Here is a 24,423-nt window from a genome sequence, read left to right on the forward strand (position 1 = left end):
TGTGACAACCCTCGCGCGGAGATCTTTCCCTGTAGGAGCGAGCTTGCTCGCGAAGGAGGATCAGACACCGCTGGGTGTCAGGTGACCCGCGTCATCGTTGACGACCATCGCGAGCAAGCTCGCTCCTACAGTCCATTCCGAGCATTGCGCAGTGACAGGCGCACTCAATCACAGGATAATGCGCCAAATTTTTTCGGCGGCTCTGTCTTGCGGGCTGCCTGATACATTCGCTTGTTTGGCCGCCTTCGCCTGACAACCCTGGAGTGTCTGGTTTGATCGTCTTCCGTTATTTATCCCGCGAAGTCCTGTTGACCTTGAGCGCCGTCAGTGCGGTGCTGCTGGTCATCATCATGAGCGGACGCTTCATCAAATACCTCGCGCAGGCGGCCTCCGGCCAGCTTGATCCAGGCTCGTTGTTCCTGATCATGGGCTTTCGTCTGCCGGGCTTCCTGCAACTGATCCTGCCGCTGGGGCTGTTTCTTGGCATCCTGCTGTCCTACGGTCGCCTCTACCTCGAAAGTGAAATGACCGTGCTCTCGGCCACCGGCATGAGCCAGCAGCGCCTGCTGCGCATGACCCTGTTCCCGGCCGCGATCGTGGCGCTGGTGGTGGCCTGGTTGAGCCTGAGCCTGGCGCCTCAGGGGGCCAATCAATTCCAGTTGCTGCTGAACAAGCAGGATGCCCTGACCGAATTCGATACCCTGGAACCCGGCCGTTTCCAGGCGTTGCGCGACGGCACCCGGGTGACCTACACCGAGCAGCTGTCCGATGACCGGGTCAACCTGGGCGGGGTGTTCATTTCCCAGAAAAACCTGGGTTCGGACAACAAGGACCGGGGGATTTCCGTGCTGGTGGCCGAGAAGGGCCGCCAGGAAGTCCGCCCCGACGGCAATCGCTACCTGATTCTCGACAATGGCTACCGTTACGACGGTAACCCGGGGCAGGCCGACTACCGGGCGATCAAGTACGACGAATATGGCGTCCTGCTGCCCAAGCCGGATGTCAGCGATGAAGTCACCGACCGCGACGCCATGACCACTGCGTCCCTGCTCGGCAGCGATGACATCCGTTCGCGCACCGAGCTGCAATGGCGCTTGTCCCTGCCGTTGCTGGTGTTCATCGTGACCTTGATGGCGGTGCCGCTGTCGCGGGTGAATCCGCGCCAGGGTCGCTTCCTCAAGCTGCTGCCGGCGATTCTTCTTTATATGGCTTACCTGACCATCCTGATTGCCGCGCGCGGCGCTCTGGAAAAGGGCAAGATCCCGCCCGCACTGGGGTTGTGGTGGGTGCACGGGATATTCCTGGTCATCGGCCTGGCTCTGCTGTACTGGGAACCCCTGCGCTTGAAGATGGCAAGCCGTCGCAGCGCGCTGGAGGTGGCCCGTGGTTAAACTCGACCGCTACATCGGCAGCAGCGTGTTCATGGCGATCCTCGCGGTACTGGGGATCATTCTCGGCCTGGCGACGCTGTTCGCGTTCATCGACGAGATGGGCGATGCCAGCGAGACCTACACGCTCCTCGATATCCTCAGCTACGTCCTGCTGACTGCTCCGCGTCGTTTGTACGACATGCTGCCAATGGCCGCGTTGATCGGATGCCTGATCGGCCTCGGCAGCCTGGCCAGCAACAGCGAACTGACCATCATGCGCGCCGCTGGCGTGTCGATCGGCCGGATCGTCTGGGCGGTGATGAAGCCGATGCTGGTGCTGATGCTGGTCGGCGTGCTGATTGGTGAATACGTGGCGCCGGCGACCGAAAGCACCGCCCAGGCCAATCGTTCGCTGGCCCAGGGCAGTGGCGACGCGCAGAGCGCCAAGCACGGCATGTGGCACCGTCAGGGTGACGAGTTCATTCACGTCAACTCGGTGCAGCCCAACGGCATCCTGTACGGAGTGACCCGTTATCACTTCGACAAGGAGCGGCACATGCTGTCGGCCAGCTTCGCCAAGCGTGCCGAGTTCGACAAGGATCACTGGCAGCTCAGTGACGTCACCACCACGCTGTTTCACGAGCGCAACACCGAGGTGGTGAATTCGCCCGTCGAGCGCTGGAACGTGACCCTGAGCCCGCAACTGTTGAGCACGGTGGTGATGGCGCCCGAATCGCTGTCGATCACCGGCCTGTGGGGGTACATCCACTACCTCGCGGACCAGGGCTTGAACAACGGCCGGTACTGGCTGGCATTTTGGGTCAAGGTGTTGCAGCCGTTGGTCACCGCCGCGCTGGTGCTGATGGCGATTTCCTTCATTTTCGGTCCGCTGCGCTCGGTAACCCTCGGTCAGCGGGTGTTCACCGGCGTGCTGGTGGGGTTCACCTTCCGTATCGTCCAGGATTTACTTGGGCCTTCGAGCCTGGTTTTCGGCTTTTCGCCGCTGTTTGCGGTGCTGGTGCCGGCGGGTGTCTGTGCCCTGGCCGGGTTCTGGTTGCTGCGCCGCGCCGGTTGATTGCGGCGGTTTGAGCCTTGGCTGCTTGTAAAAACGCCCCTGTCGCCAGACCGGGGCGTTTTTTTACAGGTGCCGTCTGACCTGCGAACGTGACGCTTGCGCCGTGGATCAGGTACAATTCCCGGCTATTTTTCGGCGGGCTATGCCTGCAGCCTTTTTGAGTGTTGATCCGTGAGTGATTTGAGTCATATCCGCAATTTCTCCATCATCGCCCACATTGACCATGGCAAGTCGACGCTGGCCGATCGCTTCATCCAGATGTGCGGCGGCCTGGCCGAGCGTGAAATGGAAGCCCAGGTCCTGGATTCCATGGACCTTGAGCGTGAGCGCGGAATCACCATCAAGGCGCACAGCGTCACCTTGTACTACAAAGCCAAGGACGGTGTGACCTACCAGCTGAACTTCATTGACACCCCCGGCCACGTTGACTTCACCTATGAAGTCAGTCGCTCGCTGGCGGCCTGTGAAGGCGCGCTGCTGGTGGTCGATGCCGGTCAGGGCGTGGAAGCGCAGTCGGTTGCCAACTGCTACACGGCGATCGAGCAGGGCCTGGAAGTGATGCCGGTGCTGAACAAGATCGACCTGCCACAGGCCGAGCCCGAGCGCGTCAAGGACGAAATCGAGAAAATCATCGGCATCGACGCCACCGACGCGGTCACCTGCAGTGCCAAGACCGGTCTGGGCGTCGATGAAGTGCTGGAGCGCCTGGTCACCACCATTCCGGCGCCGACCGGCAACATTGAAGATCCGCTGCAGGCGTTGATCATCGACTCCTGGTTCGACAACTACCTGGGCGTCGTGTCCCTGGTCCGTGTCCGTCATGGCCGCGTGAAGAAAGGCGACAAGATCCTGGTCAAGTCCACCGGCAAGGTCCACCTGGTGGACAGCGTCGGTGTATTCAACCCGAAACACACCGCCACCGCCGACCTGAAGGCGGGCGAGGTCGGTTTCATCATCGCCAGCATCAAGGACATCCACGGTGCTCCGGTCGGTGACACCCTGACCCTGTCCTCCACGCCTGACGTGGAAGTCCTGCCGGGCTTCAAGCGCATTCAGCCGCAGGTGTATGCCGGCCTGTTCCCGGTCAGCTCCGACGACTTCGAGGATTTCCGCGAAGCGTTGCAGAAGCTCACCCTCAACGACTCGTCGCTGCAGTACACCCCGGAAAGCTCCGATGCCCTGGGCTTCGGCTTCCGTTGCGGATTCCTGGGCATGCTGCACATGGAAATCATCCAGGAGCGCCTGGAGCGCGAGTACGACCTGGACCTGATCACCACGGCGCCGACGGTAATCTTCGAGCTGGTGCTCAAGACCGGTGAAACGATTTACGTCGACAACCCGTCCAAGCTGCCGGATGTCTCGTCGATCGAAGACATGCGCGAGCCGATCGTGCGCGCCAACATCCTGGTGCCACAGGAACATCTGGGCAACGTCATCACCCTGTGCATCGAGAAACGCGGTGTGCAGGTCGACATGCTGTTCCTCGGCAACCAGGTCCAGGTGACCTACGATCTGCCGATGAACGAAGTGGTTCTGGACTTCTTCGATCGCCTCAAATCCACCAGTCGCGGCTATGCTTCGCTGGATTACCATTTCGATCGTTATCAGTCGGCTAATCTGGTGAAACTGGATGTGCTGATCAACGGTGACCGAGTCGACGCCCTGGCGCTGATCGTGCACCGTGACAACTCGCACTACAAAGGTCGCCAGTTGACCGAGAAGATGAAAGAGCTGATTCCGCGGCAGATGTTCGACGTGGCGATCCAGGCTGCCATTGGTGGTCAGATCGTGGCGCGGACAACCGTCAAGGCACTCAGAAAGAACGTATTGGCCAAATGCTACGGTGGTGACGTCAGCCGTAAGAAGAAACTGCTGGAAAAGCAAAAGGCCGGTAAGAAACGCATGAAACAGGTCGGTAACGTGGAAATCCCACAAGAAGCCTTCCTCGCCGTGCTCAGGTTGGATAGTTAGGTCCTATGTCTCTAAATTTCCCGCTGTTGCTGGTCATCGCCGTGTTCGTCTGCGGCCTCCTGGCGTTGCTCGATCTGGTTATACTGGCGCCGCGCCGGCGTGCCGCCATCGCCTCCTATCAGGGCAGCGTCAGCCAGCCTGACGGGGTGGTGCTGGAAAAACTGAACAAGGAGCCGTTGCTGGTCGAGTACGGCAAGTCGTTCTTCCCGGTGCTGTTCATCGTGCTGGTTCTGCGTTCGTTCCTGGTGGAGCCGTTCCAGATCCCGTCGGGCTCGATGAAACCGACCCTGGACGTGGGCGACTTCATCCTGGTGAACAAGTTCTCCTACGGGATCCGCCTGCCGGTCATCGACAAGAAGGTCATCGAAGTGGGTGATCCGCAGCGCGGCGATGTCATGGTGTTCCGCTACCCAAGCGATCCGAACGTCAACTACATCAAGCGTGTGGTCGGCCTGCCGGGTGACCAGGTGCGTTACACCGCTGACAAGCGCCTGTTCGTCAATGGCGAGTCGATTGCCGAACAGCTGGTCGGCACCGAGCCAGGCACCCTGGGCAGCGCCGAGCTCTACAAGGAAAAACTCGGTTTTGCCGAGCACCTGATCCGCAAGGAAATGAGCCGTTATCGTGCTGCACCCGACCATACCTGGACCGTGCCTGCCGGGCACTATTTCATGATGGGCGACAACCGCGACAACTCCAACGACAGCCGTTACTGGGATGATCCGAGCATTCCCAAGGACCTGCTGGGCATGGTTCCCGACAAGAATATCGTCGGCAAGGCCTTCGCCGTCTGGATGAGCTGGCCGGAGCCCAAACTCAGTCACCTGCCGAACTTCTCGCGGGTCGGGCTGATCAAGTAAACACACACGGCGCTGTTCGACACAGCGCCGAATGCATTTCTGGAGTCGCCACAAACGGCGCTCAATGCATGAACACCATGATATTCAGGACGTCATTTTTGAACACAGCTTTAATTGTCCCAAGCCTGCGCCGCACCCTGGTGATGGCGCTGGAATCCAGCCACGAACTCAGCGTGGGTAAACCGTGAGCGCCTCCTTAAGCCGTCTAGAGCGTCAGCTCGGCTACACCTTCAAGGATCAGGAACTGATGGTCCTGGCCCTGACTCACCGCAGTTTCGCCGGGCGCAACAACGAACGCCTGGAATTCCTCGGTGATGCCATCCTCAACTTCGTGGCCGGCGAGGCCCTGTTCGATCGCTTTCCGCTGGCCCGCGAAGGCCAGTTGTCGCGATTGCGCGCACGCCTGGTCAAGGGTGAGACCCTGGCCGTTCTGGCCCGTGGTTTCGATCTGGGCGACTACCTGCGCCTGGGGTCCGGCGAGCTGAAAAGCGGCGGATTCCGTCGCGAGTCGATCCTGGCCGATGCCCTGGAAGCTCTGATCGGGGCGATCTACCTGGATGCCGGCATCGACGTCGCACGCGAGCGCGTGCTGGCCTGGCTGGCCGGGGAGTTCGAAGGCCTTACGCTGGTCGATACCAACAAGGACCCCAAGACCCGTCTGCAGGAATTCCTGCAATCGCGCAGTTGCGAACTGCCGCGCTACGAAGTGGTGGATATCCAGGGCGAACCGCATTGCCGAACGTTCTTCGTCGAATGCGAAGTCACCTTACTGAATGAGAAAAGCCGGGGTCAGGGTGTGAGCCGTCGTATTGCCGAACAGGTAGCGGCCGCCGCAGCACTGATTGCCCTGGGTGTGGAGAATGGCAATGACTGATCCAATCGCAACTCGCTGTGGCTATGTTGCCATCGTCGGCCGTCCCAACGTGGGCAAGTCCACGCTGCTGAACCACATCCTCGGCCAGAAGCTCGCGATTACCTCGCGCAAGCCGCAGACCACGCGCCACAACATGCTGGGCATCAAGACCGAGGGCGACGTGCAGGCGATCTACGTTGACACCCCGGGCATGCACAAGGGCGGCGAGAAGGCCCTGAACCGCTACATGAACAAGACCGCTTCGGCGGCGTTGAAAGACGTCGACGTGGTGATCTTCGTGGTCGATCGCACCAAGTGGACCGAAGAAGACCAGATGGTCCTCGAACGCGTCCAGTACGTGACCGGCCCGCTGATCGTGGCGCTGAACAAGACCGACCGCATCGAGGACAAGGCCGAGCTGATGCCGCACCTGTCCTGGTTGCAGGAGCAACTGCCGAACGCGCAGATCATCCCGATTTCGGCGCAGCACGGGCACAACCTCGAGGCGCTGGAGCGGGTGATTGCCGAGCAGTTGCCGGAAAACGATCACTTCTTCCCGGAAGACCAGATTACCGACCGCAGCAGCCGTTTCCTCGCCGCCGAACTGGTGCGTGAAAAGATCATGCGCCAGATGGGTGCCGAGCTGCCGTACCAGATCACCGTGGAAATCGAAGAGTTCAAGCAGCAGGGGAAAACCCTGCACATCCATGCGTTGATCCTCGTCGAACGTGACGGCCAGAAGAAAATCATCATTGGCGACAAGGGCGAGCGCATCAAGCGCATCGGCACCGAGGCGCGCAAGGACATGGAGCTGCTGTTCGACTCCAAGGTCATGCTCAACCTCTGGGTCAAGGTCAAGGGCGGCTGGTCCGACGACGAACGCGCGCTGCGTTCGCTGGGTTACGGCGACTTGTAAGAGCCCGGGGCAGCACACCGATCCAATGTGGGAGCGGGCTTGCTCGCGAAGGCGGACTGACATTCAACACATGTGTTGACTGAACCACCGCTTTCGCGAGCAAGCCCGCTCCCACAATGGTTATGGGTTATCAGTCAATTTGTGTTCGTTCATTGAGAAACGAAATACCCATGTCCCCAACCCCGCCCCTCGGCCAACCCGCCTACGTCCTCCACTCCCGCGCCTACCGCGAAAGCAGTGCGCTGGTGGACTTCCTCACGCCGCAAGGGCGGCTGCGGGCGGTGTTGCGCAGTGCGCGGGGCAAGGCCGGGACGCTGGCGCGGCCGTTCGTGCCGCTGGAAGTCGAGTTTCGCGGGCGCGGTGAGCTGAAGAATGTCGGGCGCATGGAAAGTGCCGGGTTGTCCACCTGGCTCAACGGCGAGTCGCTGTTCAGCGGCCTCTATCTCAACGAACTGCTGATTCGCCTGTTGCCCGCCGAAGATCCTCATCCTGGCCTGTTCGATCACTACGCCGCGACCCTCCTGGCCCTGGCCGAGGGGCGTGCGCTGGAGCCGTTGTTGCGCTCGTTCGAGTGGCGCCTGCTCGACGACCTGGGGTATGGCTTTGCCTTGGGCACCGACATCCACGACCAGCCCATCGCCCCGGACGGCCTCTACCGCCTGCAAGTGGACGCGGGGCTGGAGCGGGTCTACCTGCTGCAACCCGGCCTGTTCAACGGCACCGAACTGCTGGCCATGGCCGAGGCCGACTGGTCGGCCCCTGGCGCGTTGTCCGCCGCCAAGCGCCTGATGCGCCAGGCGCTGGCGGTTCACCTGGGCGGTCGGCCCCTGGTGTCCCGAGAGTTGTTTCGAAAGCCGTAAAATCCCGGTGTATGCTGTGCGCCGAACTTTCTCTTCTTCTGGAGCATTTCCGTGACCACCAGCACCCGCATTCTCCTTGGCGTGAACATCGACCACGTTGCCACCCTGCGTCAGGCCCGAGGCGCTCGCTACCCGGACCCGGTCAAGGCGGCGCTGGACGCGGAAGAGGCGGGCGCTGACGGCATCACCGTGCACCTGCGCGAAGACCGTCGGCACATCCAGGAGCGCGACGTCCTGTTGCTCAAGGACGTGCTGCAGACCCGCATGAACTTCGAAATGGGCGTCACTGAAGAAATGATGGCGTTCGCCGAGCGCATTCGCCCGGCGCACATCTGCCTGGTGCCGGAAACCCGTCAGGAGTTGACCACCGAAGGCGGCCTGGACGTGGCCGGGCAGGAGGCGCGGATCAAGGCGGCGGTGCAGCGCCTGTCGAAGCTTGGCGCCGAAGTGTCGCTGTTCATCGATGCCGATGAACGGCAGATCGAGGCCTCGCGCCGTGTCGGTGCACCGGCCATCGAACTGCACACCGGGCGTTATGCCGATGCCGAAACGCCGACCGACGTGGCTGAAGAACTCAAGCGCGTCGCCGACGGCGTGGCGTTTGGCCTGGCTCAGGGCCTGATCGTCAATGCCGGCCACGGTTTGCATTACCACAACGTGGAAGCGGTGGCGGCGATCAAGGGCATCAATGAACTGAACATCGGACACGCACTGGTGGCGCACGCGTTGTTCGTTGGCTTCAAGTCGGCGGTTTCCGAGATGAAAGCGTTGATCCTGGCGGCTGCCAAAGCCTGAGGGCTGATGCAAAACCCATGTGGGAGCGGGCTTGCTCGCGAAAGCGTCATGTCGGTCAACTGTGATGTCGACTGACACGACGCATTCGCGAGCAAGCCCGCTCCCACACTTGATGTGATGGTGTCTTTTAAAGCGGCGGTGTTTCCTGCGCCGGCTTGCTCTTGTCGATGGCCGGGACGTGCAGGTTGCCCTCGGCGACCTGATTGCCTTCAAGCTGCGGCTGCGTGACCCAGGTCAGGATGTCGTAGTAGCGGCGGATGTTCGCCACGAAGTGCACCGGTTCGCCGCCCCGGGCATAGCCGTAGCGGGTCTTGCTGTACCACTGCTTCTGCGACAGGCGCGGCAGGATCTTCTTCACGTCCAGCCACTTGTCCGGGTTCAGCCCTTCCTTGGCCGCCAGCTTGCGCGCGTCATCCAGGTGACCGCTGCCGACGTTGTAGGCCGCCAGGGCAAACCAGGTGCGATCCGGTTCCTGGATCGATTCGTCCAGTTGATCCTTCATGTAGGCCAGGTACTTGGCGCCGCCCATGATGCTCTGCTTGGGGTCCAGTCGATTGGACACACCCATGGCCTGCGCGGTGTTCTGGGTCAGCATCATCAGGCCACGCACGCCGGTCTTCGAGGTGACGGTCGGTTGCCACAGCGATTCCTGGTAACCGATGGCCGCCAGCAGGCGCCAGTCGACCTTTTCCTTTTTCGCGTAATTCTTGAAATGTTGCTCGTACTTGGGCAATCGTTGCTGCAAGTGCTGGGCAAAGGTGGTCGCGCCCATGTAGCCGAGTACGTCGACATGCCCGTAGTAACGGTCCTTGAGCCGTTGCAGGGTGCCGTTTTTCTTGACCTTGTCGAGGTAGGCGTTGATCTCGTTGAGCAGGCTGTTGTCTTCGCCGGCCGCCACCGCCCAGCTCTGGTCGCTGGCGTCACCCAGGTCGAAGGCGACCCGGATATTGGTGAAATAGACCTGGTTCATCGCCACTTCGTTGGAGTCGACCAGCGTCAGGTCGATCTGGCCTTCATCGACCATGCGCAGCAGGTCGACGACTTCCACCGCGTCGGACTCTTCGTATTCGATGCCGGGAAATTTCTGCTTCAGTTCCGCCAGTTGTCCGGCGTGGGTGCTGCCCTTGAGCACCATGATCTTCTTGCCGACCAGATCCTTGGCATCGGTCGGCCGCGACTGGCCGTTGCGGTAGATGACCTGCGGGGTGACTTCGAGGTAGGAGTGGGAAAAACGCACCTGTTTCCTGCGTTGTTCGCTGCTGACCAGGCCGGCGGCGGCGATCACCGGACCATTGGGCTTGCCCACCTGGTCGAACAGGTCGTCGAGGTTGTCGGCGGTTTCGATCTTCAGCTCGACCCCCAGATCGTCGGCGAAGCGCTTCACCAGCTCGTATTCGAAGCCGGTTTCACCGTTGCGATCCTGAAAGTAGGTGGCGGGGCTGTTTCGGGTGACCACCCGCAGCACGCCGTCCTCCTTTACGCGCTCGAGCGTGTTGGGTTTATCAACACAGCCACTGAGCACCAGGAAGAGTCCGGTTGCGATCAGCCATTTGGCGTATCGCGGACGCAAAGCCGTTGGGGAAAACATCTGCGCAGTATACGCAAAGGACCACGAGCGCCATATATCGACAGCGAGGGCCGTGTCTGCTAGAGCGGGGGAAACCCCTCTGGAGCCCGCAGGAATGGGCCCTGACGGCAATTTGTGACAGTAAAAATAACCCGGGGCGCAGCGCTGTTTGCGGCGCAAAAAAACGGCTCGGCGTCCCGGGACGACCGTGTGTACCGTTTCGGGTGATGTCGCGGGCGGTTTAGGCTAGAATGCACGGCCTCAAAGCACACCCCTTCCCGAGGCTGTCCCGAAGATGTTGATCCTGCGCGGCGCTCCTGCCCTTTCTGCCTTTCGCCACAGCAAACTCCTTGAGCAACTGAGCCAGAAGGTTCCGGCTGTCAGTGGCCTGTACGCTGAATTCGCTCACTTCGCCGAAGTTACCGGCGTCCTGACCGGCGACGAACAGCAGGTGCTCGCGCGCCTTCTGAAGTACGGCCCAAGCGTTCCGGTACAGGAGCCGAGCGGTCGGCTGTTCCTGGTATTGCCGCGTTTCGGCACCATCTCGCCGTGGTCCAGCAAAGCCAGCGATATCGCCCGCAACTGTGGCCTGAGCAAGATCCAGCGCCTGGAGCGTGGCATTGCGTTCTACGTCGCCGGCCAGTTCAGCGACGCTGAGGCGCAACTGATCGCCGACGTGCTGCACGACCGCATGACCCAGATCGTCCTCGGCGACCTGGAGCAGGCCGCCGGCCTGTTCAGCCACGCCGAACCCAAGCCGCTGACCGCGATCGACGTGCTGGGTGGCGGTCGCGCCGCGCTGGAGACAGCCAACGTCGAGCTGGGCCTGGCCTTGGCCGAAGACGAGATCGACTACCTGGTCAACGCCTTCGTCGGCTTGAAGCGCAACCCGCACGACATCGAACTGATGATGTTCGCCCAGGCGAACTCCGAGCACTGCCGCCACAAGATCTTCAACGCCAGTTGGGACATCGACGGTCAGAGCCAGGAAAAAAGCCTGTTCGGCATGATCAAGAACACCTACCAGATGCACAGCGAAGGCGTGCTGTCCGCTTACAAGGACAACGCTTCGGTGATCGTCGGCAACGTGGCGGGCCGTTTCTTCCCGGACCCTGAGACCCGCCAGTACGGTGCGGTGCAGGAGCCGGTGCACATCCTGATGAAGGTCGAGACCCACAACCACCCGACCGCGATTGCCCCGTTCCCGGGTGCTTCCACCGGTTCCGGTGGCGAGATCCGCGACGAAGGCGCAACCGGTCGTGGTGCCAAGCCAAAGGCCGGCCTGACCGGTTTCACCGTCTCCAACCTGCAGATCCCTGGCTTCGAACAGCCGTGGGAAGTGCCGTATGGCAAGCCCGAGCGCATCGTCACCGCGCTGGACATCATGATCGAAGGCCCGCTGGGCGGCGCGGCGTTCAACAACGAATTCGGGCGTCCGGCCCTGACCGGCTACTTCCGTACCTTCGAGCAGTCGATCAGCACCCCCCACGGCGACGAAGTGCGCGGTTACCACAAGCCGATCATGCTGGCCGGTGGCATGGGCAACATCCGTGAAGAACACGTCCAGAAAGGCGAAATCGTCGTCGGCTCCAAGCTGATCGTGCTCGGTGGCCCGGCCATGCTGATCGGCCTGGGCGGCGGTGCCGCTTCCTCCATGGCCACCGGCACCAGCTCGGCGGACCTGGATTTCGCTTCGGTACAGCGCGAAAACCCGGAAATGGAGCGTCGCTGCCAGGAAGTCATCGACCGTTGCTGGCAACTGGGTGACCAGAACCCGATCAGCTTCATCCATGACGTGGGCGCGGGCGGCCTGTCCAACGCCTTCCCGGAACTGGTCAACGACGGCGACCGCGGTGGCCGTTTCGAACTGCGCAACATTCCAAACGACGAGCCGGGCATGGCCCCGCACGAAATCTGGAGCAACGAATCCCAGGAGCGTTACGTCCTGGCGGTCGGCCCGGCGGACTTCGAGCGCTTCCAGGCGATCTGCGAACGCGAGCGTTGCCCGTTCGCCGTGGTCGGCGAAGCGACCGCCGAGCCGCAACTGACCGTCACGGATAGCCATTTTGGCAACAACCCGGTGGACATGCCGCTGGAAGTGCTGCTGGGCAAGGCCCCGCGCATGCACCGTTCGGTGGTGCGCGAAGCCGAACTGGGTGATGACTTCGACCCGTCGACCCTGGACATTGCCGAGAGCATCGAGCGCGTCCTGCACCACCCGGCCGTGGCCAGCAAGAGCTTCCTGATCACCATCGGCGACCGCACCATCACCGGCCTCGTGGCTCGTGACCAGATGGTCGGTCCGTGGCAGGTGCCCGTAGCCGACGTGGCCGTCACCGCCACCAGCTTCGACGTCTACACCGGTGAAGCCATGGCGATGGGCGAGCGTACTCCGCTGGCACTGCTGGACGCGCCGGCGTCGGGCCGCATGGCCATCGGCGAAACCCTGACCAACATTGCCGCTTCGCGCATCAACAAGCTCTCCGACATCAAGCTGTCGGCGAACTGGATGTCCGCTGCCGGCCACCCGGGCGAAGACGCGCGTCTGTACGACACCGTCAAGGCCGTGGGCATGGAGCTGTGCCCGGAGCTGGGCATCACCATTCCGGTCGGCAAGGACTCGATGTCAATGGCCACCCGCTGGAACGACAAGGGTGAAGACAAGACCGTCACCTCGCCGATGTCCCTGATCGTCACCGGTTTCGCGCCAGTGGCCGACATTCGCCAGACCCTGACCCCGCAACTGCGCATGGACAAGGGCACCACCGACCTGATCCTGGTCGACCTTGGCCGTGGCCAGAACCGCATGGGCGCCTCGATCCTCGCCCAGGTTCACGGCAAGCTCGGCAAGCAGGCACCGGACGTCGATGACGCTGAGGACCTGAAAGCCTTCTTCGCGGTGATCCAGGGCCTCAACGCCGACGGTCACCTGCTGGCCTACCACGACCGCTCCGACGGCGGCCTGCTGACCAGCGTCGTGGAAATGGCCTTCGCCGGTCACTGCGGCCTGAACCTCAACCTCGACAGCCTGGCGGACAGCGCTGCCGACATCGCCGCAATCCTGTTCAACGAAGAGCTGGGTGCGGTGATCCAGGTTCGCCAGGACGCCACACCGGACATCCTCGCCCAGTTCAGCGCCGCCGGCCTGGACGATTGCGTGTCGGTGATCGGCCAGCCGATCAACAACGGCCAGATCAACATCACCTTCAACGGTGAAACCGTGTTCGAAGGCCAGCGTCGTCTGCTGCAACGCCAGTGGGCCGAGACCAGCTTCCAGATCCAGCGCCTGCGCGACAACGCCGACTGCGCCGATCAGGAGTTCGATGTCCTGCTGGAAGAAGACAATCCGGGCCTGAACTTCAAGCTCAGCTACGACGTGAACCAGGACGTCGCCGCGCCTTACATCAAGAAAGGCGTGCGCCCACAGGTTGCCGTGCTGCGTGAGCAGGGCGTCAACGGTCAGGTGGAGATGGCGGCCGCGTTCGACCGCGCCGGTTTCAACGCGATCGACGTGCACATGAGCGATATCCTCGCCGGCCGTGTCGACCTGAACGAGTTCAAGGGCCTGGTGGCGTGCGGTGGTTTCTCCTACGGCGACGTGCTGGGTGCCGGTGAAGGCTGGGCCAAGTCCGCGCTGTTCAACAGCCGCGCCCGCGATGCGTTCCAGGGTTTCTTCGAGCGTAACGACAGCTTTACCCTCGGCGTGTGCAACGGTTGCCAGATGATGTCCAACCTGCACGAACTGATCCCGGGCAGCGAGTTCTGGCCGCACTTCGTGCGTAACCGTTCCGAGCAGTTCGAAGCCCGCGTGGCAATGGTTCAGGTTCAGGAGTCGAACTCGATCTTCCTGCAAGGCATGGCCGGTTCGCGCATGCCGATCGCCATCGCCCACGGTGAAGGCCATGCCGAGTTCGAAAGCGAGGAGGCACTGCTGGAAGCCGACCTGTCCGGTTGCGTGGCGCTGCGTTTCGTCGACAACCACGGCAAGGTCACCGAGACCTACCCGGCCAACCCGAACGGCTCGCCGCGCGGGATCACCGGCCTGACCAGTCGCGACGGTCGCGTCACGATCATGATGCCGCACCCGGAGCGTGTGTTCCGTACGGTGCAGAACTCCTGGCGTTCGGACGACTGGAACGAAGATGCACCGTGGATGCGCATGTTCCGTAACGCGCGCGTCTGGGTGAACTGAGGCGGTGTACAAGCTCGCCTTCTTTGTGCCCGACAGCCACGTCGAGACGGTGAAAACCGCCGTCTTCGACGCCGGCGGCGGGCGCATCGGCGACTACGACCTCTGCGCCTGGCAAGTGCTGGGCCAGGGCCAGTTCCGCGCGCTGGACGGCAGCCAGCCGACCATCGGGCAACTGGGTCAGGTTGAAGTGCTGGATGAATGGAAGGTTGAGCTGGCGGTGGCGGATGAGTTGATTGTGGCGGCGGTTGCCGCGCTGAAGCTCAGCCACCCCTACGAGACACCGGCTTATGAAGTGTGGCGGCTGGAGGATTTCTGATCCTGCCTGCTTGTCATGAAAACCCGCTGGGCCATCAGGGCCAGCGGGTTTTTTTACGCCTCTCGATCAGCCAGGCCATGGCCGTTCAGCGCTGACGTCAGAGTTCGTCGCGGGTGTGCACGATGCCTGGGCGGGGTGTCTGCTGACGCTGCTGCTTCCACTGTTTGCCCATGGGCCCGACCTGGCGCCAGTAATGTCCGGCGATCAGCACCCGAAAATCCCCCAGTTCGACCAGCTTCGAGATGAACGCCTCAGGCGTCAGTCGCGTCACCCATCGGCCCCCTTCGAACACCACCGGCGTGGTGGACAGCAGGTCCCTTTCGGCGCCTGTGTATTGCGGGCTGTACCTGATCAGTACGTCGTGAGGGCTTGAGTAGTAATAGTGGCGGATATCGAAACCCTGGTTTTTCAGGTCATGGGTCCGTTCGCGCACCATGAGCGGGGAGGCGAAGTTGGCGTAGACCTGTTCGCTGTCCGGCGCGTGCGTGGTGTTGCCGGACAGATGCAACTGATGCGAGGCCACCGGCTCGTATCCCTGGGGATAGGTGGGGTAGCGATCGACCAGCGTCCTGGAAGGATCATGCCTTGGGCGGAAGATTCGATTGACCGAATGCTCTGCGCTGGCGCTGCTGCTCAGGGGGTCGAGGGGAACGAAGCGCCTGGCAATCCCGGCGGGTGAGGCCGGGCGGGCGAGGATCGCGCTGTCGAACCCCTGATCGATATCATGGGCATAACCGCTGCCCGCACGTTGCTGGATATGGCGGGCCGCATCGTCGCAGTGATCGAAGACCGGCCCCAGCGGTGGCTTTGGATCGGCCCTCCAGCGTTCCTGAATCAGCACGTCAGCCATGCGTGGCTGCCAGTTTTCGTCAACCCGGCCATGCCGCGACCAATACGCGCTGGTGACGATGACGTGGAGTTCGCCGGCACGGGCCATGCGCCGGATGTAGTCCGGCAGGTTGACGGTGTCTCGCGAAAGGTCTTCCTCGTCCTGCATCGCCTGGGCTTTGGAGGCGAACAGGTTGGGCCGCAGGTCCGATTGGCCCCTGGCATCGTGAAATTCGCCGGGTTCAAAGCTGCTCATGGCGAATCGCAGCAGCGCGCCATCGGCGCAGGACAGGTAGATCAACCGGTAGCCCTGCGGCGTGTAGGCCGCCGAACACAGGTGGTGAACATCCAGTGGCGAGAACAGGAACTGCCGGCACTCAGGCGTCTGTTCTCCAGCGGGCGAGCGGCGGGCGCAGGCATACAGCGCGTGCACGGCATACTGGGCAGGGGGTGCACCTTGCACAAGAACACGGTCGGTGGCGAGCGCTGAAAAATCCATCTCCAGCGGCAGACTGGCGTAATACAAACCGTCCCGGGCGCCCCAGAGCATCACCCCGAAGGTCGCGGAAGCTCGCTCGCCCGCCGCTTCGTGAACGTGGCGCGCGGCGTCGTTCTCCTGAATGAACAGCGGACTGCACAGGGGGGCGACGCGGGCTTTGGCGGGTTGCGTGGGGACAGCGGGGTAGGGCTGCCACTCGGTCACCTTGCGCCGCTGGCCCCAGAAGCGGCTGCCGCTCACCACGTACAGATCCCCGGTGCCGGCCAGGCAATCGCACCAGTCGCCGGGCTTGAGCGCGCCGCTGTACAGCAGTTGCCTGACGGCGTTGCCATCCAGTTTTGAGGCATCGCCCGAGACGCTTTGCACCACGCGCTTCAATTGCGCCTGCAGGTCGCTCAATCGGCCGCTGCGGTAGCGGATGATCGCGTTTTGCGGACCGAACAGGTATTCCTCGAGCAGTGGATCGGCCTGGGGTGCCGGAATTCTCTTGCGGTTGAAGGCCGTGAACAGGGTGTTGACCGACGGCAGGTTCAGCCAGGTCTGCTTCTGCAGGTGCGACAGCACCATAGACGGCTCGCGCGCCACCCGCGAGCGGTAGCGGCCCGCCACTTTGCATCCGTCGGGAAACAACCCCTGCAGCACGCTCTGTGCGGGGTTAATGGCACCGATGTCGAAGTCCTCGCTGGCCACTTCGACCGGATCGGTGCTCAGGTAGAGCCCGTCCGGGCGGATCAGCAGCAGGCCGCCAAAGATCTTGCCGGCCTCGTCGGGGAGTCGGGAGCGGGCGTAGACCGCCGCGTCATCCATGTTCTTGAAGGCGGGGCTGAGCCAGCGGCGCTGCAGGTTGCTGAACGGGCGCCAGTGCGGATCGACCGGCCCGGGCCTGTCCCAGCACAGGCTGGTGCGCATCACGTGCAGCCCGCCTTGCTGGGTGACGGTGCGGACAAAAGCGTCAGGCTGCATTTTTCCGCTGGTCAGCAGGCTCTTGAAATCATCCAGCCCCAGGCCCGGCGCATCGTTGTCGAACAGTTGGTTGCCCTGGCGATTGTCGAATTTCAACAGGGCGCCATCCTGGGTCGACATGTACAACGCGATGGGGTCGGCGGACTCGGAGGCCTGTCGACGCCGTGAGTAGTAGACCGCTGGATAGAGATCGTCGGGCAGGATGAAGTGTTGCGACAGCCAGGAGGCCGGTTGCTCCAGCGAGTGCTTGAGGCGCTGACGCGAGTAGAAGAAGGCATGGCGCACGAAGCCCTCCGGGAAGCTGTACCACGGCGGGGTCTTGGTCACACCGAACAGGCTTTGCGGCTGGAACACGTCGTTCCTGGCCTCGCCAATCGGTATCAATTCGCTGGCGACATACTCTTCCCGGTCCTTGTGCTTGAGGATAAAACCGAACCAGGCTTTTTCCTGCTCGTGCAGGCGCTCATCGCGGTCGTGCTGGTCGGTGGCGGCCTCATCGGCAGTGGAGAACACCGCGCCAAAGGCGACCTGTTCGGGACGCTTCCACTTCCACGGCGAGTAGGCGGGTGACCAATCGGACGTCACGGGTCCACGAGGGCCCCACAAGTCGCTGTTCAGCACCACGGTCAGGCGCCCGGCAGCGGCCTGTTCCTTGATGAACGCATGGGGCAGGGTCAGGCCGGTTTCCAGCTCCACCGTCAGCGGTCCGGGATGCTTATGGGTGCCCACCCGCTTTTCAAACGCTCGGGTGGAAGCGGTTTCGAAAGGCTCGAAGCGCAACAGGGTACGGGCGGAGCCGGAGAGGTACAGCGGCAGCCCGTCCAGCAGCACTTGGCGCATCTCTTCGACGCTGAACATTTGCAGGCTCAAGGCGGCCTCCTGCCGGGTCCATTTCAGCCTGTGCACCTTCTCCGGGTCGAGCACTGACAGCGTGGGGTGCGACACGTAACGGCTGTGCAGCGTCAGGTTGTCGGGAAATACCGACCGGCCCGCATTGTCGCGGGGGTAGAGCTGGCCGGTGGCGAGGGCTTCGATGCCGCCTTCCAGCGCCAGCGTCGCGACGAAGCGCTGGTCGCTGCGTTGAAAGATGTAGCCGGCAAACTGACGATCCCGACGGTGGCCGATCTGACGATGCAGGTAACGGGCGGCGTCGTCGGCGGCCAGAAACACCGGGCTCAGTATCGGCCAGGAAAAACCGGCGAAGGATTGCCAGTCGCGATCCAGCCGTCCCGGTCGGGCCCACAATGCGCTGGTTCGCACCACCTCCAGTCGCCCGGCCTGTGCCACTTCGCTGACGAACTCGGCGGGCGTCAGCGCCCCGGCGCGCATCCGTGCGTGCCGGCCACCGTCGCTGATGGCGCCGTCGGCGGCTGTCGAGCTGAGTGCCGATTCGAGGGCCGAGCCACTGAAGCTGTATTTCAACAGCGAGGCATCTCCGGCCTGCATGTACAGCGACAATGGGCTGTCGGCGTCGCGCCGTTTCTCCCGGTGGCAGGCGATGGCCAGGGCCATGTCCTGTGGCGCGAAGAAGTTTTCGTAGAGCCAGGGTTGACGAGGGGGATACAACGCCGGGTCGGGCCGGGACGCATAGTAGAAGCCTTCCAGGCGATAACCGGCCGGCAGCTTCAATTGGCCGTCATCGCCGGCGGGGAAAAACGCTGCCGGCGTCCAGGCCGCGCGTCCGGGGAGTCGCGCCTGTGTTGCGACGTACGCCTGGGCTGACGGGTCCCTGAGCACCAGCCCCCAGGCATGCGCATCCCTGGCTTTCAAGGCCGCCAGCACCGCATGCTCGGCGCTGATGCAAATGCGCGTCAGCGCTGGCATTTGACTGATCACGCCCTTTGAGAAAGCCCGGCCGGGTTTCCAGTCCGTCGGCACCTTGCCGACGGATTCACCCCAGTCCTTGTTCGACACGATCACCGCCAACTCACCCAGCGCGGCGATTTTGCGGATGACATTGGCCACTCCGTAGACGCCTATAGGGTTATCCCGGGGCGCACCGGCCTTGAGCCAGAGGTAGTAGCTGAATTCTTCCCTGGAACCGCTGGGTGAATATTTCAGCAGAGAACCGTCGGGGCCGCAGAGATAGGCGCTGCTGAAGAAGGTCCGCTCCGACACGTCAGCGACGAAATCGATGTCGGAGAAGAACCCGAGGAACAGCCGCAGGGTCAGTTCATCCTGTCCCGGGTTGGCTTCGCGGACCTTGTCGTGGGCGGGCGGATGGGAATGGACATTGGCGACACAGGTGTAACCCGACGGATGGAGGTAGTTGCCCTGGGCATCCACCTCAAGAAGGGTGCGCAGGTCAAAGCGGTTCACTTCGCCGGGCACCGGCTCGGTGGCCAGGAAATGGCCGGCGCGCTTGAGGATGACACTGCCATGCTCGCGCTCGGAGTTGGCCGGAATACGGCTCTGCACCCAGCGTGCGGCGTCCTCTTCGGTCAGGAACCCGGGGCTCAGTGTCGGCAGCCTGGTTTTTTGCGGCGGTGAAGCGGCGCGGCCGTCATGAGCAGACACGTCATTCATGATCAAAATCCTTTTGAAGAATCGGGATAGTTATCGAATGAGTGTGTACAGACGGCGCTGACGATCAGCGGTACATAGTTGTCGCGAGTGTATCCAGCGGTGTCCCAGGCTTCCGGCCGGTCGGTGGGAAGCCTTGAAGGAGGGGCGTTACGGGCGGATTTCGATCATCGTGCCGTCCGGCACCAGGCTCCACACTTCGCGCATGTCGACGTTGCGCAGAGCGATGCAGCCGTCGGTCCAGTCCAGGGTATGGAACAGGGCTTCCGGGTTCTCTTCGGAGTCCGGCGTACCGTGGAGCATGATCATCCCTCCGGGATCGACGCCTTCACGCCGGGCGCGGGCCGAGTCAGTGATGTTCGGGTAGGAGATGTGCATCGACAGGTTGAATTTTTCGCTGGTCTTGCGCCAGTCCAGCCAATAGAAACCTTCCGGCGTGCGTTTGTCGCCTTCTATCAGTTTCGGGCCTTTTTTTGCGCCCTTGCCCAGCGAGATGCGATAGGTCTTGAGCGGCTTGCCGTCGTTGATCAACTGCAATTGATGGGCGGATTTGAGAACCAGCACTTTCTCGATGACTTTGCCGTCATAGGTGCCCACGGCCGAAGCCTGGGACATTGCAACGAACGACAGGCAGAACAGGGCAAGCAACCAGCGCATTGAAACAATTCCCCAGAAGTGACGCAGACAGTGTGATGTTTTCAGGTGATGGCCGGTTGAACCAGCGGCGGGATCGACTCCGACCGCACCGGGTAGACCTCGGTCCGCCGGTCGGCGAAGAAGCATTCCAGGGTCCGTCCCACCGTGCGGAACGCCAGCTCCGACCACGGGATCTCGGCTTCCTCGAACAGCGCCACTTCCAGGCTCTCGGGGCCGGCGGAAAAATCCAGGTCCGCCAGTTCGGCCCGGAAGAACACGTGCACCTGGCTGATGTGCGGCACATCGATCAAGGTGTAGATGCTCAGGTTGCGCACTCGCGCGCAGGCTTCTTCGGCCGTTTCGCGAATGGCCGCCTGCTCGATGGTCTCTCCGTTTTCCATGAAACCGGCGGGCAGGGTCCAGTAGCCCAGGCGTGGCTCGATGGCGCGTCGGCACAATAACACTTTCGAGCCCCAGGTCGGCACGGTGCCGGCGACGATATTGGGGTTCTGGTAGTGAATCGTCTGACAGCTGTCGCACACGAAGCGCAGGCGCGAATCGCCTTCGGGAATGCGCTGGGTCACGGGCTGGCCGCAGTGGCTGCAAAATTTCATGCTCGGGTTCCTGGGTGCCGCGTCGATCTTTGCGTGCATCTTGGCGTGCGGCGGTGCCTGTCGGCAAGTTGTCGTTTAGCGACACGCGGCGGTTCGGGGGTTGGGCGGTCGGTGCGATTGGTGCATGATGCGCGGTAGAGAACAGATCGAGAAGACTCATGCTGGACGAGCTACTGCATCGAGTAAGCAACCATATTCCCCGCACACTGGAGACCGACAAGCGTTTCCCTGAGGCCGCGGTTCTGGTGCCCATCACCCGCAGCGACGAACCGGAACTGGTTCTGACCCTGCGTGCCAGCGGGCTCTCGACCCATGGTGGCGAAGTGGCCTTTCCCGGCGGGCGGCGCGACCCCGAAGACCCGGACCTGATTTTCACTGCCCTGCGCGAAGCCGAGGAGGAAATCGGCTTGCCACCGGGGCTGGTCGAGGTGATTGGCCCGTTGAGCCCGCTGATCTCCCTGCACGGCATCAAGGTCACGCCCTATGTGGGGGTGATTCCGGATTTCGTCGAGTACCAGGCCAACGATGCCGAGATCGCTGCGGTGTTCAGTGTGCCTCTGGAGTTTTTCCGCGAAGATCCCCGCGAGCATACCCATCGCATCGATTATCAGGGTCGCAGTTGGTACGTGCCCAGTTATCGTTACGGCGAATACAAGATCTGGGGGCTGACGGCGATCATGATCGTCGAGCTGATCAACCTGCTGTATGACGCCCGCATCAGCCTGCATCAACCGCCCAAGAGTTTCATCAATACCTGAAGCCATCGACTGGCCCCCGAACCGTGCTTTTGCAAGCGGGCCTGCCTGAGCCCCGAGGACATCACCATGAAATATCGCCTGGGCGACGCCCGCGTCGAAACCCATCCGCAAAGCTGGGTCGCACCCAATGCCGTGCTGGTCGGCAAGGTCAAGCTGGAGGAGGGGGCCAACGTCTGGTTCAACGCCGTGCTGCGTGGCGACAACGAACTGATCCTGATCGGCAAGAACAGCAACGTCCAGGACGGCACCGTGATGCACACCGACATGGGCTACCCGCTGACCCTCGGCACCGGCGTCACCATCGGCCACAACGCCATGCTCCACGGTTGCACGGTGGGCGATTACAGCCTGATCGGCATCAATGCGGTGATTCTCAACGGCGCGAAGATTGGCAAGCACTGCATCATCGGCGCCAACTCGCTGATTGGCGAAGGCAAGGAAATTCCGGACGGTTCGCTGGTCATGGGCTCGCCGGGCAAGGTGGTGCGCGAGTTGACCGAAGCGCAGAAGAAAATGCTCGAGGCCAGCGCCGCTCACTATGTGCATAACTCCCAGCGTTATGCCCGCGACCTGGTCGAGCAGGAACAATGACCACTCCCGAACGGCCGGTCCGCTCGCCCTGCGTGAACATCTGTGCGCTGGACGACGATGACATCTGCACCGGCTGCCAGCGCACCGTGCAGGAAATCACCGGCTGGAGCCGGATGGACAACGACCAAAGGCGCAAGGTGCTCGGCCTGTGCCATGAACGGGCCAAGTCCAGCGGGCTGCTGTGGATGATCCCTGGGAATTCCGGCGCCTGACAGGTCGCCTTCGCGAGCAAGCCCGCTCCCACAGAGAGGACTGTGTTCGCAGCAGACCCCTGTGGGAGCGGGCTTGCTCGCGAAGAGGCCAGTACAACCACTGCTGATATTGGCCTGAGACCTTCGGTGAAGTAACCTGCACACCCGCTCTTCAGGTGATACCCCGCCTAACATGCTTTTCCTCATCGCCTACATCAGCAGCGTCGTGCTGATCAACTACGCCTTTTCCACCGCGCCCCACCTGGACGTTATCTGGTCGGCCTGGGGCGGCCTGGTGTTCGTGTTGCGGGACATGGTGCAGATCCGTTTCGGTCATGGTGCCATCGTGGCCATGCTGGTGGCGCTGGTGCTGTCGTACGTCACCTCCGACCCCTCCATCGCCCTGGCCAGCGCCACCGCCTTCGCCGTCTCGGAGTGCATCGACTGGCTGGTGTTCACCCTTACCCGGCGTCCGCTGCACGACCGCCTGTGGATAAGTTCGGCGCTGAGCATTCCACTCGATACCTTCATCTTCTTCGGCATGATCGATGCGTTCACCCCGGCCGTTATCCTCACGGCCATGGGGTCGAAGTTCGCCGGGGTGACGGCGGTCTGGCTGATCATGGCCTGGCGCATGCGCAAACAGACCGTCGCCAGCTGAAGCCAAACGCTCAGGTTCATGTAAAATGCCGCGCTTTCTTCCCGTGAGAAGCGCGCCGGGGCGCCTTTCTCGCTGATCCGCTCCTTTGAGGACCTGAGATGACCCGTATCGGAACTCCATTGTCGCCAACCGCGACCCGCGTATTGATGTGTGGCTGTGGTGAGTTGGGCAAGGAAGTGGTGATCGAGCTGCAGCGCCTGGGCGTTGAAGTGATTGCCGTGGATCGTTACGCCAACGCACCGGCCATGCAGGTTGCCCATCGCAGCCACGTGATCAACATGCTCGACGGCGCCGCCCTGCGTGCCGTGATCGAGGCCGAGAAGCCGCACTTCATCGTGCCGGAAATCGAAGCCATCGCCACCGCGACCCTGGTCGAACTGGAAGCCGAAGGTTTCACCGTGGTGCCGACCGCGCGTGCCGCGCAACTGACCATGAACCGTGAAGGCATCCGTCGCCTGGCCGCCGAAGAGCTGGACCTGCCGACTTCGCCGTACCACTTCGCCGACACCTTCGAGGACTACAGCAAAGCCGTCGAGGACCTGGGTTTCCCGTGTGTGGTCAAGCCGGTCATGAGCTCCTCGGGCAAAGGCCAGAGCCTGCTGCGCAGCGCCGATGACGTGAAAGCCGCGTGGGATTACGCCCAGGAAGGCGGTCGTGCCGGCAAGGGCCGGGTCATCATCGAAGGCTTCATCGATTTCGATTACGAAATCACCTTGCTGACCGTGCGCCATGTCGGTGGCACCACGTTCTGCGCGCCGGTGGGTCACCGCCAGGAAAAAGGCGACTACCAGGAGTCCTGGCAGCCACAGGCCATGAGCCCGATGGCCCTGGCCGAATCCGAGCGCGTTGCCAAAGCGGTTACCGAAGCACTGGGCGGTCGCGGGATGTTTGGTGTCGAGTTGTTCATCAAGGGCGATCAGGTGTGGTTCAGCGAAGTCTCGCCGCGCCCGCATGACACGGGTCTGGTGACCCTGATTTCCCAGGACCTGTCGCAGTTCGCCCTGCACGCGCGCGCCATTCTCGGCCTGCCGATTCCGTTGATCCGTCAGTTCGGGCCATCGGCTTCGGCGGTGATCCTGGTGGAAGGCCAGTCGACCCAGACCGCGTTCGCCAACCTGGGCGCCGCCTTGAGCGAACCGGACACCGCACTGCGCCTGTTCGGCAAGCCTGAAGTGAACGGCCAGCGCCGCATGGGCGTGGCCCTGGCGCGGGACGAGTCGATCGAAGCGGCCCGGGCCAAGGCGACCCGTGCGGCGCAGGCGGTCAAAGTCGAGCTATAACCGCTGTACCTGTAGGAGCGAGCATGCTCGCGATGGACGTCAACGATGACGCGGGGTGCCTGATACCCAGCGGCGCCCTCAGGTCCATCGCGAGCATGGTCGCT

General features: G+C 62.5%; 19 protein-coding genes. 15 read left to right on the forward strand and 4 right to left on the reverse strand.

Annotation, left to right across the window (positions count from 1 at the left end; translation table 11 throughout):
• Positions 1-272: 272 nt before the first annotated feature.
• The 8 genes from lptF (at position 273) to pdxJ (ending at position 8,700) form a co-directional block, all read left to right on the forward strand.
• On the forward strand, positions 273-1,391 hold the full coding sequence (gene lptF, locus QIW53_RS25065) for an LPS export ABC transporter permease LptF (RefSeq protein ID WP_371052246.1): 1,119 nt from the start codon (positions 273-275) through the stop codon (positions 1,389-1,391).
• Positions 1,384-2,445 carry an LPS export ABC transporter permease LptG gene (gene lptG, locus QIW53_RS25070; protein WP_371052247.1) on the forward strand — a complete coding sequence of 354 codons (1,062 nt, stop codon included), beginning with the start codon at positions 1,384-1,386 and terminating at the stop codon, positions 2,443-2,445. The genes lptF and lptG overlap by 8 nt, the downstream gene beginning before the upstream one ends.
• Before the next feature lie 171 nt (positions 2,446-2,616).
• The gene (lepA, locus tag QIW53_RS25075) at positions 2,617-4,416 is read left to right on the forward strand and encodes a translation elongation factor 4 (protein ID WP_371052248.1); all 1,800 of its coding nucleotides are present in this window, start codon (positions 2,617-2,619) and stop codon (positions 4,414-4,416) included.
• Between the two features lie 5 nt (positions 4,417-4,421).
• Entirely contained in the window at positions 4,422-5,276 is an 855-nt protein-coding gene (gene lepB, locus QIW53_RS25080) for a signal peptidase I (RefSeq protein ID WP_371052249.1), read from the forward strand.
• Positions 5,277-5,460: 184 nt separating this feature from the next.
• The gene (rnc, locus tag QIW53_RS25085) at positions 5,461-6,150 is read left to right on the forward strand and encodes a ribonuclease III (RefSeq protein ID WP_371052250.1); all 690 of its coding nucleotides are present in this window, start codon (positions 5,461-5,463) and stop codon (positions 6,148-6,150) included.
• Positions 6,143-7,045 carry a GTPase Era gene (gene era / locus QIW53_RS25090; protein ID WP_371052251.1) on the forward strand — a complete coding sequence of 301 codons (903 nt, stop codon included), beginning with the start codon at positions 6,143-6,145 and terminating at the stop codon, positions 7,043-7,045. Before rnc ends, era begins: the two co-directional genes overlap by 8 nt.
• 170 nt (positions 7,046-7,215) lie before the next feature.
• Positions 7,216-7,905 (forward strand): DNA repair protein RecO, encoded by a 690-nt coding sequence (gene recO, locus QIW53_RS25095; protein WP_371052252.1) that lies wholly within the window; start codon positions 7,216-7,218, stop codon positions 7,903-7,905.
• A 51-nt stretch (positions 7,906-7,956) separates the two neighbouring features.
• Entirely contained in the window at positions 7,957-8,700 is a 744-nt protein-coding gene (gene pdxJ / locus QIW53_RS25100) for a pyridoxine 5'-phosphate synthase (RefSeq protein WP_371052253.1), read from the forward strand.
• A gap of 127 nt (positions 8,701-8,827) precedes the next feature.
• On the opposite strand, the gene mltF is transcribed toward pdxJ, so the two are convergent.
• A complete protein-coding gene (mltF, locus tag QIW53_RS25105; RefSeq protein ID WP_371052254.1) occupies positions 8,828-10,288 on the reverse strand; it encodes a membrane-bound lytic murein transglycosylase MltF in 1,461 nt (486 codons plus the stop codon).
• Between the two features lie 274 nt (positions 10,289-10,562).
• On the opposite strand from mltF, the gene purL reads away from it, so the two are divergent.
• Positions 10,563-14,459 carry a phosphoribosylformylglycinamidine synthase gene (gene purL / locus QIW53_RS25110; RefSeq protein ID WP_371052255.1) on the forward strand — a complete coding sequence of 1,299 codons (3,897 nt, stop codon included), beginning with the start codon at positions 10,563-10,565 and terminating at the stop codon, positions 14,457-14,459.
• Positions 14,460-14,463: 4 nt separating this feature from the next.
• Positions 14,464-14,775 (forward strand): NGG1p interacting factor NIF3, encoded by a 312-nt coding sequence (locus tag QIW53_RS25115; protein ID WP_371052256.1) that lies wholly within the window; start codon positions 14,464-14,466, stop codon positions 14,773-14,775.
• Between the two features lie 97 nt (positions 14,776-14,872).
• Here the strand turns inward: QIW53_RS25115 and QIW53_RS25120 are convergent, their stop codons facing one another.
• From QIW53_RS25120 to QIW53_RS25130, 3 genes are all read right to left on the reverse strand, one after another.
• Positions 14,873-19,591, reverse strand: coding sequence for a hypothetical protein (locus QIW53_RS25120; RefSeq protein ID WP_371052257.1), 4,719 nt, complete (start codon positions 19,589-19,591; stop codon positions 14,873-14,875).
• A 147-nt stretch (positions 19,592-19,738) separates the two neighbouring features.
• On the reverse strand, positions 19,739-20,245 hold the full coding sequence (locus tag QIW53_RS25125) for a L,D-transpeptidase family protein (protein WP_371052259.1): 507 nt from the start codon (positions 20,243-20,245) through the stop codon (positions 19,739-19,741).
• 41 nt (positions 20,246-20,286) lie between these two features.
• Positions 20,287-20,838: an NUDIX hydrolase gene (locus QIW53_RS25130; protein ID WP_371052260.1), complete on the reverse strand. Its 552-nt coding sequence runs from the start codon at positions 20,836-20,838 to the stop codon at positions 20,287-20,289.
• Between the two features lie 158 nt (positions 20,839-20,996).
• Between QIW53_RS25130 and QIW53_RS25135 the strand changes: the two genes are divergently transcribed.
• From QIW53_RS25135 to purT, 5 genes are all read left to right on the forward strand, one after another.
• The gene (locus tag QIW53_RS25135; RefSeq protein WP_371052262.1) at positions 20,997-21,596 is read left to right on the forward strand and encodes a CoA pyrophosphatase; all 600 of its coding nucleotides are present in this window, start codon (positions 20,997-20,999) and stop codon (positions 21,594-21,596) included.
• Between the two features lie 66 nt (positions 21,597-21,662).
• Positions 21,663-22,187 (forward strand): gamma carbonic anhydrase family protein, encoded by a 525-nt coding sequence (locus QIW53_RS25140; RefSeq protein WP_371052263.1) that lies wholly within the window; start codon positions 21,663-21,665, stop codon positions 22,185-22,187.
• Positions 22,184-22,399, forward strand: coding sequence for a DUF1289 domain-containing protein (locus tag QIW53_RS25145; RefSeq protein ID WP_371052264.1), 216 nt, complete (start codon positions 22,184-22,186; stop codon positions 22,397-22,399). Before QIW53_RS25140 ends, QIW53_RS25145 begins: the two co-directional genes overlap by 4 nt.
• 172 nt (positions 22,400-22,571) lie before the next feature.
• Positions 22,572-23,039, forward strand: coding sequence for a preQ0 transporter (locus QIW53_RS25150; RefSeq protein WP_371052265.1), 468 nt, complete (start codon positions 22,572-22,574; stop codon positions 23,037-23,039).
• Positions 23,040-23,137: 98 nt separating this feature from the next.
• Positions 23,138-24,319, forward strand: a complete 1,182-nt coding sequence (gene purT / locus QIW53_RS25155; RefSeq protein ID WP_371052266.1) for a formate-dependent phosphoribosylglycinamide formyltransferase — start codon at positions 23,138-23,140, stop codon at positions 24,317-24,319.
• The last annotated feature ends 104 nt before the right edge of the window (positions 24,320-24,423 follow it).

This window comes from Pseudomonas fluorescens, assembly GCF_041354075.1.
Lineage (GTDB): Bacteria > Pseudomonadota > Gammaproteobacteria > Pseudomonadales > Pseudomonadaceae > Aquipseudomonas > Aquipseudomonas fluorescens_CE.

What these genes read in the sequence shown, in the direction of transcription:
- QIW53_RS25135 (WP_371052262.1), top strand. Translation starts at nt 20,997, where the DNA reads ATGCTGGACGAGCTACTGCATCGAGTAAGCAACCATATTCCCCGCACA.
- QIW53_RS25150 (WP_371052265.1), top strand. Translation starts at nt 22,572, where the DNA reads ATGCTTTTCCTCATCGCCTACATCAGCAGCGTCGTGCTGATCAACTAC.
- QIW53_RS25145 (WP_371052264.1), top strand. Translation starts at nt 22,184, where the DNA reads ATGACCACTCCCGAACGGCCGGTCCGCTCGCCCTGCGTGAACATCTGT.
- recO (WP_371052252.1), top strand. Translation starts at nt 7,216, where the DNA reads ATGTCCCCAACCCCGCCCCTCGGCCAACCCGCCTACGTCCTCCACTCC.
- QIW53_RS25125 (WP_371052259.1), bottom strand. Translation starts at nt 20,245, where the DNA reads ATGCGCTGGTTGCTTGCCCTGTTCTGCCTGTCGTTCGTTGCAATGTCC.
- purT (WP_371052266.1), top strand. Translation starts at nt 23,138, where the DNA reads ATGACCCGTATCGGAACTCCATTGTCGCCAACCGCGACCCGCGTATTG.
- QIW53_RS25140 (WP_371052263.1), top strand. Translation starts at nt 21,663, where the DNA reads ATGAAATATCGCCTGGGCGACGCCCGCGTCGAAACCCATCCGCAAAGC.
- QIW53_RS25120 (WP_371052257.1), bottom strand. Translation starts at nt 19,591, where the DNA reads ATGAATGACGTGTCTGCTCATGACGGCCGCGCCGCTTCACCGCCGCAA.
- era (WP_371052251.1), top strand. Translation starts at nt 6,143, where the DNA reads ATGACTGATCCAATCGCAACTCGCTGTGGCTATGTTGCCATCGTCGGC.
- QIW53_RS25130 (WP_371052260.1), bottom strand. Translation starts at nt 20,838, where the DNA reads ATGAAATTTTGCAGCCACTGCGGCCAGCCCGTGACCCAGCGCATTCCC.
- lepB (WP_371052249.1), top strand. Translation starts at nt 4,422, where the DNA reads ATGTCTCTAAATTTCCCGCTGTTGCTGGTCATCGCCGTGTTCGTCTGC.
- purL (WP_371052255.1), top strand. Translation starts at nt 10,563, where the DNA reads ATGTTGATCCTGCGCGGCGCTCCTGCCCTTTCTGCCTTTCGCCACAGC.
- mltF (WP_371052254.1), bottom strand. Translation starts at nt 10,288, where the DNA reads ATGTTTTCCCCAACGGCTTTGCGTCCGCGATACGCCAAATGGCTGATC.